The organism is Streptomyces sp. NPDC026589, assembly GCF_040638385.1.
Classification (GTDB): Bacteria; Actinomycetota; Actinomycetes; order Streptomycetales; family Streptomycetaceae; genus Streptomyces.
On the sequence record NZ_JBEZYG010000033.1, the window covers coordinates 1 to 16,445 of the forward strand.

Annotated in this window: 16 protein-coding genes; 13 read left to right on the forward strand and 3 right to left on the reverse strand. The window is 71.7% G+C overall.

Annotated features, from left to right (window positions below; translation table 11 throughout):
- Positions 1–115 precede the first annotated feature (115 nt).
- The 8 genes from AB0F29_RS36870 to AB0F29_RS36905 all read left to right on the forward strand — a co-directional run bounded on the left by AB0F29_RS36870 (position 116) and on the right by AB0F29_RS36905 (position 6,958).
- Positions 116–760: an HAD family hydrolase gene (locus AB0F29_RS36870; RefSeq protein ID WP_018961566.1), complete on the forward strand. Its 645-nt coding sequence runs from the start codon at positions 116–118 to the stop codon at positions 758–760.
- A gap of 42 nt (positions 761–802) precedes the next feature.
- Positions 803–2,011 carry an MFS transporter gene (locus AB0F29_RS36875; protein ID WP_361881946.1) on the forward strand — a complete coding sequence of 403 codons (1,209 nt, stop codon included), beginning with the start codon at positions 803–805 and terminating at the stop codon, positions 2,009–2,011.
- Complete coding sequence (locus AB0F29_RS36880; protein ID WP_361881949.1) at positions 1,980–3,152, forward strand: acetoin utilization protein AcuC; 1,173 nt, start codon at positions 1,980–1,982, stop codon at positions 3,150–3,152. The genes AB0F29_RS36875 and AB0F29_RS36880 overlap by 32 nt, the downstream gene beginning before the upstream one ends.
- A gap of 100 nt (positions 3,153–3,252) precedes the next feature.
- The gene (locus AB0F29_RS36885) at positions 3,253–4,068 is read left to right on the forward strand and encodes a phosphatase (protein WP_361881952.1); all 816 of its coding nucleotides are present in this window, start codon (positions 3,253–3,255) and stop codon (positions 4,066–4,068) included.
- Positions 4,069–4,196: 128 nt separating this feature from the next.
- Positions 4,197–4,409: a helix-turn-helix domain-containing protein gene (locus AB0F29_RS36890; protein ID WP_158072177.1), complete on the forward strand. Its 213-nt coding sequence runs from the start codon at positions 4,197–4,199 to the stop codon at positions 4,407–4,409.
- Positions 4,410–4,519: 110 nt separating this feature from the next.
- On the forward strand, positions 4,520–4,618 hold the full coding sequence (locus tag AB0F29_RS36895) for an AURKAIP1/COX24 domain-containing protein (protein WP_003948845.1): 99 nt from the start codon (positions 4,520–4,522) through the stop codon (positions 4,616–4,618).
- A gap of 159 nt (positions 4,619–4,777) precedes the next feature.
- Positions 4,778–5,866, forward strand: coding sequence for an NAD-dependent epimerase/dehydratase family protein (locus AB0F29_RS36900; protein ID WP_361881955.1), 1,089 nt, complete (start codon positions 4,778–4,780; stop codon positions 5,864–5,866).
- Positions 5,867–5,881: 15 nt separating this feature from the next.
- Positions 5,882–6,958 carry a lysophospholipid acyltransferase family protein gene (locus tag AB0F29_RS36905; RefSeq protein WP_361881958.1) on the forward strand — a complete coding sequence of 359 codons (1,077 nt, stop codon included), beginning with the start codon at positions 5,882–5,884 and terminating at the stop codon, positions 6,956–6,958.
- Between the two features lie 107 nt (positions 6,959–7,065).
- Here AB0F29_RS36905 and AB0F29_RS36910 read toward each other — a convergent pair whose 3' ends face one another.
- The 3 genes from AB0F29_RS36910 to AB0F29_RS36920 form a co-directional block, all read right to left on the reverse strand.
- Positions 7,066–8,277, reverse strand: coding sequence for a DUF5667 domain-containing protein (locus tag AB0F29_RS36910; protein ID WP_361881961.1), 1,212 nt, complete (start codon positions 8,275–8,277; stop codon positions 7,066–7,068).
- A gap of 211 nt (positions 8,278–8,488) precedes the next feature.
- Positions 8,489–9,265 (reverse strand): ECF subfamily RNA polymerase sigma factor, BldN family, encoded by a 777-nt coding sequence (locus tag AB0F29_RS36915; RefSeq protein WP_026291152.1) that lies wholly within the window; start codon positions 9,263–9,265, stop codon positions 8,489–8,491.
- 414 nt (positions 9,266–9,679) lie between these two features.
- Positions 9,680–10,639, reverse strand: coding sequence for an HAD-IB family hydrolase (locus tag AB0F29_RS36920; RefSeq protein WP_361881964.1), 960 nt, complete (start codon positions 10,637–10,639; stop codon positions 9,680–9,682).
- A gap of 190 nt (positions 10,640–10,829) precedes the next feature.
- Here AB0F29_RS36920 and AB0F29_RS36925 point away from each other — a divergent pair, with 190 nt between their 5' ends.
- The 5 genes from AB0F29_RS36925 to AB0F29_RS36945 all read left to right on the forward strand — a co-directional run bounded on the left by AB0F29_RS36925 (position 10,830) and on the right by AB0F29_RS36945 (position 16,294).
- Entirely contained in the window at positions 10,830–11,120 is a 291-nt protein-coding gene (locus AB0F29_RS36925; RefSeq protein ID WP_018961576.1) for a glutaredoxin family protein, read from the forward strand.
- Positions 11,121–11,377: 257 nt separating this feature from the next.
- On the forward strand, positions 11,378–12,139 hold the full coding sequence (locus AB0F29_RS36930; protein ID WP_003968336.1) for a redox-sensing transcriptional repressor Rex: 762 nt from the start codon (positions 11,378–11,380) through the stop codon (positions 12,137–12,139).
- A complete protein-coding gene (locus AB0F29_RS36935; RefSeq protein WP_361881968.1) occupies positions 12,136–13,644 on the forward strand; it encodes a glutamyl-tRNA reductase in 1,509 nt (502 codons plus the stop codon). Before AB0F29_RS36930 ends, AB0F29_RS36935 begins: the two co-directional genes overlap by 4 nt.
- Positions 13,641–14,627, forward strand: a complete 987-nt coding sequence (hemC, locus tag AB0F29_RS36940; RefSeq protein WP_018961579.1) for a hydroxymethylbilane synthase — start codon at positions 13,641–13,643, stop codon at positions 14,625–14,627. The genes AB0F29_RS36935 and hemC overlap by 4 nt, the downstream gene beginning before the upstream one ends.
- Positions 14,624–16,294: a bifunctional uroporphyrinogen-III C-methyltransferase/uroporphyrinogen-III synthase gene (locus AB0F29_RS36945; protein WP_361881973.1), complete on the forward strand. Its 1,671-nt coding sequence runs from the start codon at positions 14,624–14,626 to the stop codon at positions 16,292–16,294. Before hemC ends, AB0F29_RS36945 begins: the two co-directional genes overlap by 4 nt.
- The last annotated feature ends 151 nt before the right edge of the window (positions 16,295–16,445 follow it).

A 16,445-nucleotide genomic window follows, 5' to 3' on the forward strand; every position in this document is an offset into this window, starting at 1 on the left:
GTACTGCAGGGGGGACCCTGTGGGAGAGTAGGACGCCGCCGAACAATTTTTCCGGGAAAGCCCCGTGCCTTGTGGCACGGGGCTTTTCTGCGTTCTGAACGTCTAGGGTCGAACCATGCGCTACGAACTGGTCATCTTCGACAACGATGGTGTGCTCGTCGACAGTGAGCCGCTCGCCAACACCGTCCTCTCCGGCTACCTCACCGAGCTCGGTCACCCCACCTCGTACGACGAGTCGCTCCGTGACTACATGGGGTCCGCCGTGCACCGGGTCCACGATCTCGTCGAGGAGCGGACCGGGCAGAAACTGCCCGAGGACTTCGACTCCACGCTCAACACCCGTACGTTCGCCGCTTTCCAGCGGGAGCTCGTGGCCGTCGACGGGGCCGAGGAACTGCTCGGGAAGCTCGTCGCGGACGGGGTGGACTACTGCGTCGCCTCCTCCGGGAGCCACGAGCGCATCCGGGTCGGGCACCGCAGGACGGGGATCGACCAGTGGTTCGAGGAGGAGTGGATCTTCAGCTCGGAGGATGTCGGGCGGGGCAAGCCGGCGCCCGACCTGTTCCTGTACGCCGCCGAGCGGATGGGGGTCGCTCCGGAGAGGTGCGTCGTCATCGAGGACAGCCCGCTCGGGGTCGAGGCGGCCCGCGCCGCGGGGATGGACGTGTACGGGTTCACGTCGATGATGCCCGCGGACCGGCTCACCGGAGTGACCGGGCACTTCTCCGACATGGCTCAGCTCCCCGAACTGCTCGCCTGATCCATCTACCCCTGCCCGGAACCCGGCCCTACGCTCGCGGCCATGACGGAAGCGGGCTTGCGGCACGGCAGGGCCTCCCTGGGGTTGAGCTTCGGCGTTCAAGGGGTGGCCTTCGCTCTTCTGGTGACACGTATCCCCGCCATTCAGGACCAGTACGGGATATCCGACGGGCTGCTGCCCGTCTTCCTCGCCGCTGTCCCGATCCTGGCGGGGGCCGGCAGCGTGGCCACCGAGAAGGTGGTCGCGCGGGTACGGCCCGGTGTCGTCCTGCGGTGGTCCCAGCCCCTGGTCCTGCTCGCCCTGATCGGGGTGGGCGCGGGGCGGGAGATGTGGCACGTCGCCGTCGCGCTCGGCGTCTTCGGGCTGGCCGTCGGGGCGCTGGACGCCTCGATGAACATGCTGGGGGTCAGCCTCCAACGAGCTTACGGGCGCAGCATCATGCTCGGCTTCCACGCCGCCTACAGCCTCGGCGGGATCGCGGGGGCGTCGCTGGCGTGGGCCGGGGCCCGGTGGGAGCTGTCGTTGCTCGGGTCCTACCTGCCCGTCGTGTTGCTGCTGTTGCCCGCCGCGCTTGTCGGGAGCTGGTGGTACACGGCGGGGGAGGAACCGGAGGAGAAGGAGGAGGAGCCCGGACCCGTCGGTGCCGGCGGGGCCGTGTCGTTCCGGCTGTTGCTGCCGCTGTGCCTCGTCATGAGCTTCGCGTACATCGGGGACTCGACGGTCTCCAACTGGAGTGCCAAGTACCTTCAGGACGTGCTGGGCGGTTCGGAGCAGCTCGCGACCGTTCCGTACAACGTCTACATGGTGACGACGCTGTTGGGGCGGGCCGTGGGGGACCTCGGGGTGCGGCGGTTCGGGGCGGTCGCCGTGGTGCGGGGTGGGAGCCTGCTGGCGGCGGGCGGGTTCGCGGTCGTGGCGGTGGCGCCCGGGGCCTGGGTAGGGATGCTCGGGTTCACGATGCTCGGGTTCGGGCTCTGTGTGATCGTGCCGCAGACCTTCGCGGCGGCCGGGCGGATGTTCCCGGGGAACAGCGACGCGGCCGTGGCCCGGTTGAACATCTTCAACTATGTGGGTTTTCTGGTCGGTTCGCCGCTCGTGGGCGCTCTGGGGGATGCGTGGAGTTATCGCGGCGCCATGCTCGTACCGATGGTTCTGGTGTTGGCGACGCTCGTGTATGCCCGCGCGTTCGGGCCGGAGCCCGCCCGATACGGTGGCGGGCATGAGCGGCCGCACACAGCTGATGTGGGATGACGCAGTTACGGGATACGACTTCGGGGAGACGCACCCCATGGACCCGGTCCGGCTGGCCCTGACGATGGGGCTGGTGCGGGCGTTCGGGCTCGACGGGGCGGTGGATCTGCGGTCCGCGAAGCCTGTGGGGGACTCCACCCTGCGGCTCGTGCACCGGCAGGATTACGTGGCGGCGGTGCGTGCCGCCTCCGCGGATCCGCGGGCGGCCGACCAGGGCTACGGGCTCGGGACCGTGGACGATCCGGCGTTCGCCGGGATGCACGAGGCGTCCGCGCTGATCGCGGGGCTTTCGGTGGGCGCCGCCGAGGCCGTGTGGCGCGGTGAGTGCGAGCACGCGGTGAACTTCACCGGGGGGCTGCACCACGCCATGCCCGGGTCGGCCGCCGGCTTCTGCGTCTACAACGACCCCGCCCTCGCCATCGCCCGGCTGCTGGAGCTGGGCGCGGAGCGGGTCGCGTACGTCGATGTGGACGTCCACCACGGGGACGGGGTGCAGGCCGCGTTCTGGGAGGACCCGCGCGTCCTGACGATCTCGCTGCACGAGCATCCGCGGACCCTCTTTCCGCAGACCGGGTGGCCGGAGGAGACCGGGTCCGGGGCGGGGGAGGGCTCCGCGGTCAACGTGGCGCTGCCGGCCGGGACCGGGGACGCGGGGTGGCTGCGGGCGTTCCACGCGGTGGTGCCCGAGCTGCTGGCCGACTTCCGGCCCCAGGTGCTCGTCACCCAGCACGGGGCCGACACGCACTTCGAGGACCCGCTGGCCCACCTCGCGGTCTCCCTGGACGCGCAGCGGTCGGTCATGGAGTCCTGCCACGAGCTGGCCCACCGGTACGCGGACGGCGGGCGCTGGGTGGCGCTCGGCGGCGGCGGGTACGCGGTGGTGGACGTGGTGCCCCGGTCGTGGACGCATCTCGTCGGGATCGCGGCGCACGCTCCCGTCGACCCGGAGTCGGTGGTGCCGCCGTCCTGGCGGGAGCTCGTCTACGCCCGTACGCGGCAGTTGGGGCCGGGCAGGATGACGGACGGGCGTACGCCGTCGTGGCAGGCCTGGGAGGACGGGTACGACCCGGCGGACCGGCTGGACCAGGCGGTACTGGCGTCCCGGAAGGCGGCGTTCCCGCTGCGGGGGCTGCTGACCTGAGACAGGGCGGCGCGGGGGCATTGTGCCGTGCGTTACGCCAACGGTGGGGCGTAACGGGATTCCCGCCCGCCGGGCCGCGCGGTACGGCAGCATCCCAGGGGTGTTGAGCACCGGGGCGCTGCGCGCCCATCTGCTGGCGGCCCGGCTGGCCGGGCCCGTGGCCACCCCGCGCGAGACCAGTCTGCGCAGCTACCGGCTGTTCGCCGCGCGGGATCCGCGGGTGATGCTGGGGCTCGCGCCCGAGCGGGCCTGGGGCGAGGGCGAGCTGTTGCGGCTGATGGCGGACCGGTGCGGGGTCTCGGCGGATCCCACGCATGTGAGCGGTCCCGACGCGATCGATCCGGAGCGGACGGTGGCCGCGCTGGACGCGTTCGCCGAGCGGTTGGCGCTGGTGGCGGAGCGTCGGGCTCCGGTGCTGCTGGGGACCGGTCACCCGCACCGGCTGCTCGGTTTCTACGCCGGGCTGGCAGACGCTCTGTTGGCGGCGGGCTGTCCTGTCCTCACCCCCGCGCAGGGGAGATGTGTCGACATAACGACCCGGTTCGGCGTACGCACGTACAGCCTTGACTACGTACGGGGTGTCGCCCTGGTGCGCGAACCGGGGGGGCGGCCCACGGGGGGTGAGAACGGCGCGCACACGCATTCACCGCTTCCGGTGCGGCTCGCGCTCCAGGACGCGGCGGAGCGGCTCGGGGTGCTGCCGGAGTTGGTGATCGGGGATCACGGCTGGGTCTGCGGTGCAGGTCAGCTGGGGATCGAGGCGATCGGGCCGGCGGACACGGATGATCCGGCGCTGTTCGTGGGTGAGGCCGAGGGGCGGGTGTCCGTCGTCGTTCCGCTCGACGACGGCGTACGGGCCCCGTTTTACCGGCCGTTGACGCGCTATGTGCTCAATCGGGCCCGTCTGTCACCGTAGGCCGGCGGCTGTCTCTCCTCTTCCCCACTCGCACCACCCGCCCCTAATCTGTGGAGTGAGCGCACAGCGACGAAGAGTCACCGGAGGGGAAGCCGGTGCGCGTCCGGTGCGGAAGGTACAGGTGGGTCATGGCTGCTGGCAGCGAGAGGCCTCTCAACGAGGTCAAGTTTCTGACCGTGGCGGAAGTCGCCTCGGTCATGCGAGTGTCGAAGATGACCGTGTACCGCTTGGTGCACAGTGGTCATCTGCCGGCGATCCGGGTGGGCAGGTCCTTCCGGGTGCCGGAGCAAGCGGTTCACGCGTATCTCCGCGACTCCTTCGTGGGGGTGGAATCAGCCTGAGGTTGCCTGCGGATTACGCCCCTCGGACGGTGGCGGGTAGGCTAGGCCGACGTAGGTCGTGTGGGCCCAGACGCCCCGCACCAGTGAAAATGAAGTGAGCGAGGGTAGTCGTGGGCTCTGTTATCAAGAAGCGGCGCAAGCGGATGGCCAAGAAGAAGCACCGCAAGCTGCTCAAGCGCACGCGCGTTCAGCGTCGCAACAAGAAGTAAGCGAACGCAGTTCGTGAGATCCGCAGCCCCTCCGCCGTTCCGGTGGAGGGGCTGCGGTGCGTTTCGGAGCACGGGGGCGTCACAGGGCGGCGTCCACCCGCTACGGTGACGGCCAGGGAAGTTACCGCCGGAAGCAGGGACGCAGAGGGGAGCCGGGTCTTGGGCAAGGTCGTGCTCGTCACAGGAGCGGCCCGGCAGCTGGGGGGCCGCTTCGTCCGGCGCGTCCAGTGCGAGCCCGGGGTGGGCCGGGTGATCGCCGTCGACGCGGTCGCGCCCGCCCATGAGCTGGGCGACGCGGAGTTCGTGCGCGCGGACATCCGGCAGTCCGCCCTGGCGCGGATCCTGGCCGAGCACGCCGTCGACACGGTCGTGCACCTGGACGTCTCCGGCAAGGCGCTCGGCGCCGGCGGCCGGACGGCGATCAAGGAGACCAACGTCATCGGCACCATGCAGCTGCTCGGCGCCTGTCAGAAGTCCCCGACGGTGCGGCGGCTCGTGGTGAAGTCCAGTACGAGCGTGTACGGGTCGGCGCCCCGCGATCCCGCCGTGTTCACCGAGACCACTCCGCCCAAGTCGCTGCCCAGCGGCGGCTTCGCGAAGGACGCGGTGGAGGTCGAGGGGTACGTCCGGGGCTTCGCCCGCCGTCGGCCCGATGTGGCGGTGTGCGTGCTGCGGTTCGCCAACATCCTGGGGCCCCGGCCGGACTCGCCGCTCGCGGACTATCTGTCGCTGCCCGTTCTGCCGACCGTCTTCGGCTACGACCCCCGGCTCCAGTTCGTGCACGAGGACGATGTGGTCGACGTCCTGGGGATCGCGGCGAGCGAGCCCCGGCGCGGGACGCTGAACAGCGGCACGTTCAACATCGCCGGCGCCGGGGTGCTGCTGCTGTCGCAGTGCTCGCGGCGGCTGGGGAAGCCGACGGTGCCGGTGCTGCTGCCCGCCGTCACGTGGGTCGGCTCGGCGCTCCGTACGATCGGCATGACCGACTTCTCGCCGGAACAGATCCGGCTGCTCACCCATGGCAGGGTGGTGTCGACGGTGCAGATGCGCGAGACCCTCGGTTTCCGGCCGAAGTTCACCACGGCGGAGACGTTCGCGGAGTTCGCGCGGAGCCGGGGTCCGGGGCTGCTGCCGCCGGAGACGGTGGGCAGGGCGGTGGACCGGTTGGCGGCGTTGCCGCTCCCGGGAGGCGCCGGGCCGCGGGAGCGCGGGGCCGGCGCGGTACAGACGACTCACGGCGCCAGGTAGAGGAGCGCACCGACGATGGCGGACGCCAAGGTCATTCCGTTCGACGACGACCGTTCGCGGTCCGGTGGCGCGTCGCGTCCGACGCGGCGCCGGACCGGGGCGGGCGGTCCCGGCAGCGGTCGGGGCGACGGTTCCGCGGCTCCGGTGAGCGCGCTGCCGGGGGCGCAGGTCCCCGAGCCCTCCGGGCTGCCCCCGGAGGCGGGGGAGGGGGGCCGGGAGCCGCGGGACGCGGTGGACGTGGACGGTTCCTCCGGCGGCTGGGAGCGGCGGATCGCGGGCGGGCTCGCGTTCCTGCGGCGGCGGGTCACCGGTGACTACGACGTCGACGAGTTCGGTTACGACGAGGAGCTCACCGACCAGGTCCTGATGTCGGTGCTGCGGCCGCTGGCCGACAAGTACTTCCGGGTCGAGGTGAAGGGCATCGAGAACATCCCGTCGGACGGCGGGGCGCTCATCGTGGCCAACCACTCCGGGACGCTGCCGTTGGACGGGCTGATGCTCCAGGTCGCGGTGCACGACAACCATCCGGCGGACCGGCATCTGCGGCTGCTCGCGGCCGATCTGGTCTTCCATCTCCCGGTCGTCAACGAGCTGGCGCGCAAGGCGGGTCACACGCTGGCCTGTGCGGAGGACGCGCAGCGGCTGCTGGAGATGGGAGAGATCGTCGGGGTGATGCCGGAGGGGTTCAAGGGCATCGGCAAGCCGTTCGGTGAGCGCTACAAGCTTCAGCGCTTCGGGCGGGGCGGGTTCGTGTCGACGGCGCTGCGGGCGGGGGCGCCGATCGTGCCGTGCTCGATCGTGGGCGCGGAGGAGATCTACCCGATGATCGGGAACGCGAAGACGCTGGCCCGGCTGCTGGGTATCCCGTACTTCCCGATCACGCCGACGTTCCCGTGGCTGGGGCCGTTGGGTGCGCTGCCGCTGCCGACGAAGTGGACGATCCAGTTCGGTGAGCCGATTCCGACGGACGGGTATCCGCCGGAGGCGGCGGAGGACCCGATGCTGATGTTCAATCTGACGGACCAGGTGCGTGAGCAGATCCAGCACACGCTGTACAAGCTGTTGGTGCAGCGGCGGTCGGTGTTCTTCTGACCTGCTGAGCAGGCCGGGACGAGAAGGGGGCCGGTACGCGATCCGCGTACCGGCCCCCTTTTTTTCGTGCGCGCGGGGTCCTTCGTTCTACGGCGCTCTACGGCGTTCTACGGTTTGAGGTTCTCGCCGTCGATGCCGAGACCGGGGAGGAGCCCCGGGAGGAGCGGGGGCAGGGTGACGTCCGGGGCGGCGGGTGCGCTGGGCCGGCCTTCGGGGGAGGGCTGGGTGAGGCCGTCCGTCGGGAGTTCGTCCAGCAGGCCGTCCGTACCGCCGCCCAGCAGGCCGTCCTCCGGGGTGGCGTCGGCGGAGTCCGACGGGCCGGAGGGCTCGGGGGTGGTTCCCCCGTCGGTGCGGTTCCCGGGCTTCTCGGGGGCGGCGGGGGGCGCGGGGGCGTCGGTCCGGGGCGAGCCGGTGTCCGGGGTGGTGGCGTCCGAGTGTCCGGTGCCCTTGTCCGGGCCCGGGGGGCGGGGGAGGAGGGACTGGAGCGGTGCGACTTCGTCCTCCATGGCGTCGAAGACGGAGCTGACCTCGTCGCGGACGTCGGTGAGCTGGACGGGCAGCCGGTCGCGGAGGCTGCTCCAGGTGTCGCGGTGCGAGCGGGAGAAGGTGTCCAGGGTCTGGATCGGGCCGATCGCCCCGTCGCGCTGGTAGGCGGAGTGGAGCAGTCGGTGGCCCTCGGAGGCGTCGTGGGACATGCCGTTGAGCGCGCGTCTGACGGCGCCGAGGGATTCGTGGTCGAGGGCGCCGGACCGGCCGCGCTCCATGAGTCTGCGGGCCTCGCTGAGCCGGGTGGAGGCCTGGTCGAGGTAGACCTCGCCGCGGTCGGCGTCGCCCTTGGCCATGCCGAGGCTGATGTCCTCCATCCCGCGTTTCAGTCCGTAGAGCGAATCACCGGGGAGGGCGTCGGAGCTGGCGGCGGCCACGCCGCCGAACGCTCCCGCGGCCACGCCGACGGTGAGCCCGCCGGCAGTGAGCCCCTTCGCCCAGCGTGAGCGGGGTCGCAGTTTCCGCAGTGGTGAGGCCCGGTGGGCCCCCTTGCCCCGTTGCACGGGCACCGTAGGGCCCGTGGACGCGCCGCCCTCGGCGAACATGGTCTCCATGGCCGCGACGAGCTGGGCTCGCTGCACCATTTTGACCTCGGGGTCCAACTGCGGCTTCGGTAGCTCACCGAGGCCGTTCGCCAGGGCCAACAGCGGTTCGCGGTCGGCCTGGTCGGCCGGTTCCGCGGGCTGTACGGCCGCCGCACCCTGGGGGGTCGCTTCTTCCAGGGCCTGGGCGAAGGCGTTCGCCCGCCGGTGTGCCGAAACGTTTGCGATCACTGGCGGCACCTCCTCTCGTCATGACGGTCGACTCCCCTGGCGGTCCGGAAGGTTGCGCACCTTGAGCGTTTCCACTCGATGGAGTGAGTGGCTACGGACAGGGGGCGACGACAGGGGGCCTGCAACCGGCACAACGAGGCGCTCGGCACTTGGGTTACGCACGAAGGATGATCGGACCAGTGCGTGACGGGACGGTCACGCAGAGGCCGGATCAGCGGGCGTCGTCCGGCAGGAGTCGGGCGAGCGTCCGTACGGCTCGGTACTGGAGGGTCTTGATCGCGCCCTCGTTCTTGCCCATCACCCGGGCGGTCTCCGCGACCGAGAGGCCTTGGAGGAACCGCAGGGTCACGCACTCCTGCTGCTGGGGGTTGAGTCGCCGCACGGCCTGGAGCAGAGCGGCGTTGGAAAGGGACTCCAGGACGGAGTCCTCGGGGCTGCGCGCCACCTCGTTGGCGTCGAGCATTTCGCCGGTGGTCACTTCCAGTCGGAAGCGACTGGATTTGAAGTGGTCGGCGACCAGGTTGCGAGCGATAGTGACCAGCCAGGCGCCGAAGTCGCGGCCCTGCCAGGTGAACGTGGAGATGCGGCGCAGCGCGCGGAGGAAGGTCTCGCTGGTGAGGTCCTCCGCGGTCGCCTTGCCGCCCACGCGGTAGTAGATGTACCGGTACACGGTGTCGCTGTACTGGTCGTACAGGCGGCCGAAGGCATCCGCCTCACCGGCCTGTGCGCGCTCGACGAGATCCATCATGCGCGCGCTGTCGCTGTCGGCGGTGGGACGGCGGACGGTCGACGTGGCCGAGGCGGCGCGGGTGCCGCGTCTTCCGACCGCCGCACTGCGTTCGGCCAGGGCGTAGCAGGGGCCGGCAGGTGCAGGGGTGGCAAATGCGGGGACGGCGTACGCGGTGGGGACGAAGCCGCGCAAGCGGTCAATGACCGATGCACGCAGCGTAGCCAGGCCCGAGGCGTCAACCCCGACGTGTGGGTACACGGGACTCCCAGAGGCAGAGCTTCCATCACGAGCAGTTCGAAAAACGTCACTCGTGGTAGCGAGTGGCGGCTTCCGTGATGCGTCTGAGGAGAATAACGCTTCGTGCAGGCAGCGCTACACCCAGTTGTCTAAATCACCGGTTCCGTCGCTTCTGTTATCGCTAAGTGACGTATCAAGTAGCACATGGTGACCGTTTATTGATCGGATTACTTCGTGATCTGTCTACGGGGGCGACGGGTTGTGGCCGGGCGCCGGTGATCCGGCTGGCCGGCGGGGTGTCGCCCGCCTCCGCGGACTCGATCGCGATCGGGCGCCCGGCTCCGGGCGTGGCTGCGCCCCGTGACCGTTCGCGGGTGGCCGGGCACGGGGCGCGGGGGCGCGGCGGGGGTGCGGAGGGCGCGGCGGGGGCGCGGGTCAGCGGCGGCGTCGGTGCAGGGCGACGGCGGCGACGGTGCCGCCCGCCAGCGCGCCGACCCCGGCGGCGGCCGGGATGCCGACCTTGGCCGCCTTGCGGCCGGTGCGGTAGTCGCGCAGCCGCCAGTCGCGGGCGCGGGCGTACTTGCGGAGTTTGGTGTCCGGGTTGATCGCGTAGGGGTGGCCGACCAGCGAGAGCATCGGGATGTCGTTGTGCGAGTCGCTGTAGGCGGCGCAGCGCTCCAGTTCGAGGCCCTCCGCGGCGGCCAGCGCGCGGACGGCCTCGGCCTTGGCGGGGCCGTGCAGGGGTTCGCCGACCAGGCGGCCGGTGTAGACGCCGTCGACCGATTCGGCGACGGTGCCGAGCGCGCCGGTCAGGCCGAGGCGGCGGGCGATGATGGTGGCGGTCTCCACGGGGGCGGCGGTGACGAGCCAGACCTTCTGTCCGGCGTCCAGGTGGGCCTGGGCCAGGGCCCGGGTGCCGGGCCAGATGCGGTCGGCCATGTACTCGTCGTAGATCTCCTCGCCGATCGACATCAGTTCGGAGACGCGGTGGCCCTTGACGATGGACAGGGCGCTGTCGCGGGCGTCCTGCATGTGTTCGGGGTCCTCGACGCCGGCCAGCCGGAACCAGGCCTGCTGCCAGGCGAACCGGGTGAGCTCGCGGCGTTCGAAGAACTTCCTCTTGTAGAGGCCGCGGCCGAAGTGGAAGATCGCGGCGCCCTGCATGACGGTGTTGTCGAGGTCGAAGAAGGCGGCGGCGCGGTCGTCCCCGGCGACGGGGAACGCGGGCTCCTCGGGAGGTGTCGCGTCCGCTTCTTCCGGGGCCTTGGTCAGGAGGGCGGATTCGTCGTCGGCGGCCGAGGTCTTGCGTGCGGCCTCGGCGGCGGCCTCGCCTGCCAGGACGCTCCGTGCGGTAGCGGAACGCCTACGGGGTGTGAGCCATCCAAGAGCGGCCATGCCGTGAGCATAGCCAGTCCGTCCGCACCTGCCGGACCTGCCGCGATGCGTGGGCGTGAACGCTGCGGGTCGGAACGGTGAATCGGGTGATTCCGGGCGGTCCGGGCGGCCCGGGTGGTGGTGGTGCGCGGGTGCGGAAAGTGGGCATCGGGGGCTCGGGAAGTGAGCGCGGCGGGCGCAGAATGAAGGCATGAGTGCTCTGCTGCGACGTAAGAGGAAGAAGCCCGCCGAGCGGGTGGTCACGCTGGTGGGGAAGCCCGGGTGTCATCTGTGCGAGGACGCGCGGGCGGTGGTGAGCGCGGTCTGCGAGGAGACCGGTGCGTCGTGGGTGGAGAAGGACATCACCGAGGACGAGGAGTTGTACAAGGAGTACTGGGAGCAGATTCCGGTGGTGCTGATCGATGACGAACAGCACACGTTCTGGCGCGTGGATCCGGCGAGGCTGCGCAAGGCGCTGGGTGCGGACGCGAAACCCGGTTAACATTGCGGGCGTTTTGGGTGGCCTCGGGGGCTTGGTTGTGAGGAGTGTGAACCGCTTTGCCCCCTTCGAGGCGGCAACGGGCCGATGCGGCCCCTGGTTCCGGGATCGCGCGGGGAATGTGCGTGACCCCGGTCACTTTGACCGGACAAAACGGACACCATCTTTGTGCACGCGTTCACAAAGACATAGCCTGCATTCGACGGGGCGGTCCTGGGACACACGGCCGCCTGCAGCCCCGCTCATCCCGCAGGAGCACCGTGGCAACTGGCCGAACTCACCGACCGGCGACCCGTAGCCGAGGAATTCCCGAGGCCACCGTCGCCCGACTTCCGTTGTATCTGCGCGCCCTGACCGCGCTCTCCGAGCGATCGGTCCCCACGGTCTCCTCCGAGGAGCTGGCCACGGCGGCCGGGGTCAACTCGGCGAAGCTGCGCAAGGACTTCAGCTACCTGGGGTCCTACGGCACCCGCGGTGTCGGGTACGACGTCGAGTATCTCGTCTACCAGATCTCGCGCGAGCTCGGGCTCACCCAGGACTGGCCGGTCGCCATCGTCGGCATCGGTAACCTCGGCGCGGCCCTCGCCAACTACGGCGGCTTCGCCTCCCGCGGCTTCCGCGTCGCGGCGCTGATCGACGCGGACCCCGCCATGGCCGGTACGCCGGTGGCCGGGATCGCCGTCCAGCACACGGACGACCTGGACCGGATCATCAGCGACAACGGTGTGTCCATCGGCGTGATCACCACTCCGCCCGGCGCGGCCCAGCAGGTCTGCGACCGGCTCGTCGCCGCCGGTGTGACCTCCATCCTGAACTTCGCGCCGACCGTGCTGTCGGTGCCCGAGGGCGTCGACGTGCGCAAGGTCGACCTCTCCATCGAGCTCCAGATCCTCGCGTTCCACGAGCAGCGCAAGGCAGGCGAGGACTCCGCCGCCGAGGACGAGGGCGCGCCCCCGATGCGCGCCACGCCCGCGAGCCGGAAGGGACCTGACGGGGACATGCCCGCCGTGATGCCGGCATGAGCCTCCTCGTCGTCGGACTGAGCCACCGCAGCGCCCCCGTCTCCGTACTGGAGCGGGCCTCCCTCGCTGTCGAGACCCAGGCCAAGCTGCTCCAGGACACCCTCGCCGCGGAACCCGCGACCGAGGCGGCCGTGCTGGCCACCTGCAACCGCATCGAGCTGTACGCCGACGTGGACAAGTTCCACGCGGGCGTCGCCGAGCTGTCCACCCTGCTCGCCCAGCACAGCGGCGTCGGTCTCGAAGAGCTCACCCCCTATCTCTACGTGCACTACGAGGACCGGGCCGTCCACCACCTCTTCTCGGTGGCCTGCGGTCTCGACTCGATGGTCGTCGGCGAGGGGCAGATCCTCGGCCAGATCAAGGACGCGCTCGCGCGTGGCCAGGAGCTGCACACCGCCGGACGGCTGCTGAACGACCTCTTCCAGCAGGCCCTGCGGGTCGGCAAGCGCGCCCACAGCGAGACCGGGATCGACCGGGCCGGGCAGTCGCTCGTCACCTTCGGGCTCCAGCAGCTCGCCGCCGGGGCCGACCCCGAGGGCTGGGCCGCCGGCAAGCGCGCCCTGGTCATCGGCGCCGGATCCATGTCCTCGCTGGCCGCCGCGACCCTCGCCCGCACCGGCGTCGCCGACATCGTCGTCGCCAACCGGACCCGCTCCCGCGCGGACCGCCTGGTGGAGATCCTCCAGCAGGGCGACGACACGGCGGTGCGCGCCCGGGCCGTCGAGATGTCCGCGGTCGGTGACGAACTGACACGTGCCGACATCGTCGTCTCCTGCACCGGTGCCACCGGCCTCGTACTCACCGCCGACGCCCTCGCCGACGCGCTGGGCGTGACCCTGGACGCCGCGCCCGAGCGGCCGGCGGTCACCGTCACCCCGGCCCCGGCCGATGTCGACCAGCACGCCGCCTGGGTGGAGAACGGCTCCGCCGCCTCCGCCGCGCAGGCAGGCCCGGCGACGGCGCCGCGCCGGGTCACCGTGCCCGCACAGTCGACCGGTCCGGTCCGGCTCGCCCTGCTCGACCTCGCCATGCCGCGGGACATCGACGGCGCCGCTCACCGCATCGACGGTGTGCGCCTCGTCGACATCGAGTCGCTCGCCGAGGCGTCCGCCGACGCCCCGATGGCCGCCGATGTGGACCGGGTCCGCACCATCGTCTCCGACGAGGTGGCCGCCTTCGGCGCCGCCCAGCGCGCCGCGCACGTCGCCCCGACCGTGGTCGCCCTGCGCACCATGGCCGCCGGCGTGGTCGCCGGCGAGATCGCCCGGCTGGACGGCCGCCTTCCCGACCTGGACGAGAAGCAGCGCGCCGAGATCACCCAGACCGTGCGCCGCGTCGTCGACAAACTCCTGCACGCGCCCACCGTGCGGGTCAAGCAGCTCGCCAGCGAGCCCGGCGGCGCCGGGTACGCGGACGCGCTGCGAGAACTCTTCGACCTCGACCCGCAGACGGTGGCCGCCGTCTCCCGGGCAGACCTGAACGACCCGAATAGAGGGCGGTCATGACCGACAACTCATCCCCGGGCGCGCGGAACCCCGCGCCGCTCCGGCTGGGAACCCGGCGCAGCAAGCTCGCCATGGCCCAGTCCGGACTCGTCGCCGAGGCGGTTCGCGAGGTGACCGGGCGCGCCGTCGAGCTCGTCGAGATCACCACGTACGGGGACACCTCCCGCGAGCACCTGGCGCAGATCGGCGGCACCGGCGTGTTCGTCGCGGCCCTGCGCGAGGCGCTGCTGCGGGGCGAGGTGGACTTCGCCGTCCACTCGCTCAAGGACCTGCCGACCAGCCAGCCCGACGACCTCGTGCTGGCGGCCGTGCCGCAGCGCGAGGACCCGCGCGACGCGATGGTCGCCCGGGACGGGCTGACCTTCGCGCAGCTGCCCGACGGCGCCCGTATCGGCACCGGTTCGCCGCGCCGCATGGCGCAGCTCAACGCGTACGCCCGTTCCCACGGACTGCGGATCGAGACCGTCCCCATCCGGGGCAACGTCGACACGCGGATCGGGTTCGTGCGCGACGGGGAGCTCGACGCGGTGGTTCTCGCCGCCGCCGGGCTCAGCCGTCTCGGCCGGAGCGGTGAGGTGACCGAGTTCCTGCCGGTCGACACCGTCCTGCCCGCTCCCGGCCAGGGAGCACTGGCGATCGAGTGCGCCGCGTCCAGCGCCGACCTCGCCGCCGCGCTCGCCGAGCTCGACGACCCGTACACCCGGGTCGCCGTGACCGCCGAGCGTGCCCTGCTCGCCGCCCTGGAGGCCGGCTGCTCCGCACCTGTGGGTGCGCTGGCCGACCTCCTGGCCGACGGACAGGTTGTCAACGAACTGCGCCTGCGCGGAGTCGTCGGTACCACCGACGGTTCCTCGCTCGTACAGCTGTCCACCACCGGTCCCGTCCCCACGTCGCACGACGACGCGGCGGCCCTCGGTCGCGAACTCGCGGCCGAGATGCTCGCCAAGGGTGCGGCCGGTCTTATGGGGGAGCGAGCACTTTGAGCCCCACCGGCCCCGCCGCATCCGACTTTCCGGCCCTGTCCGCCCAAGGGCAGGTCACCTTCCTCGGCGCCGGTCCCGGCGACCCGGGACTGCTGACCCTGCGCGCCGTCGAGGCGCTCGCGAGCGCGGACGTCCTTGTCGCCGAGCCCGAGGTGCTCGACGTCGTCCGCAGCCATGCGCGGGCAGGCGTGAGCACGCCTGAGCTGACCGTCGTTGACACCTCGTCAACAACCGTCGGTGTACCCGTTCTCAGGGATGCGGCCAATCTTGTCATGGAGGCCGCGAAGGGCGGCAGGCGGGTGGTCCGTGCTGTCGCGGGCGACCCGGGCCTGGACGGGAACGCGGGGGCGGAAATGCTCGCCTGCGCCGCCGCCGGGGTGCCCTTCGAGGTCGTCCCGGGCGTGGCGAACGCCGTCGGCGTCTCCGCGTACGCCGGGGTGCCGCTGCGTGACGCGCAGGGTGCGGACGTCCGCTTCGTCGACGCCCGTACCGCCTCCGACCGGTGCTGGAGCGAGGTCGGCGCGAGCGACGCGACCGCCGTCGTCGCCACCACGCTGGACTCGGTGGCCGCCGCCGCCGGTGAGCTGGTCTCCGCGGGCCGCAAGCCCGACACCCCGCTCACGGTGACGATCGCGGGCACCACCACCCGCCAGCGCACCTGGACGGCGACCCTCGGGACGATCGCCCAGGTCCTCAAGCAGGCCAAGGTGCTGCCCTCGCCCGAGGGCCACCGGCCGGTCATAGCCGTGGTCGGAGAGCGCAGCTCCGCCGCCCAGCGCGATCAGCTCGCGTGGTTCGAGTCCAAGCCGATGTTCGGCTGGAAGGTGCTCGTCCCGCGTACGAAGGAGCAGGCCGCGTCGCTCTCCGACCAGCTGCGTTCCTACGGTGCGGTGCCGCACGAGGTGCCGACGATCGCCGTCGAGCCGCCGCGTACGCCCCAGCAGATGGAGCGCGCGGTCAAGGGCCTGGTCACCGGGCGCTACGAGTGGATCGCCTTCACCAGCGTGAACGCCGTCAAGGCGGTCCGGGAGAAGTTCGAGGAGTACGGGCTCGACGCCCGTGCCTTCGCCGGTATCAAGGTCGCCGCCGTCGGCGAGCAGACCGCCGCCGCCCTGGTCGACTTCGGTGTGAAGCCGGACCTGGTGCCGTCCGGCGAGCAGTCCGCCGCCGGGCTGCTGGAGGACTGGCCGCCCTACGACCCGGTCTTCGACCCGATCGACCGGGTGTTCCTGCCGCGCGCCGACATCGCCACCGAGACCCTGGTGGCCGGGCTCATCGAGCTGGGCTGGGAGGTCGACGACGTCACCGCGTACCGCACGGTCCGCGCCTCGCCGCCGCCGGCCGACACCCGTGAGGCGATCAAGGGCGGCGGCTTCGACGCGGTCCTGTTCACCTCGTCCTCGACGGTGCGCAACCTGGTCGGCATCGCGGGCAAGCCGCACAACGTGACCGTGATCGCGTGTATCGGCCCCGCCACCGCGAAGACCGCCGAGGAGCACGGCCTGCGGGTCGACGTGCTGTCGCCGGAGCCGTCGGTGCACAAGCTCGCCGAGGCGCTCGCCGCCTTCGGCGCGCAGCGCCGGGACGCGGCGAAGGAGGCCGGCGACCCGGTGACCCGGCCGAGCGAGCGGCGCCCGGGTGCGCGCAGGCGTCGGACGACGACGTAGTAGACGTAGGAGCAGCCGTACGGGGGTGGGTGGGCCCGGTCGCTTCGGCGGCCGGGCCCACCGGCGTTTCCGGACCGGTCGGCAGGTCGGTGGCCGGCCGGCCGCCGGCGTCACCGGGGCCTGGCGGCCGGGTCGCAGCGCCGTCCGGGGG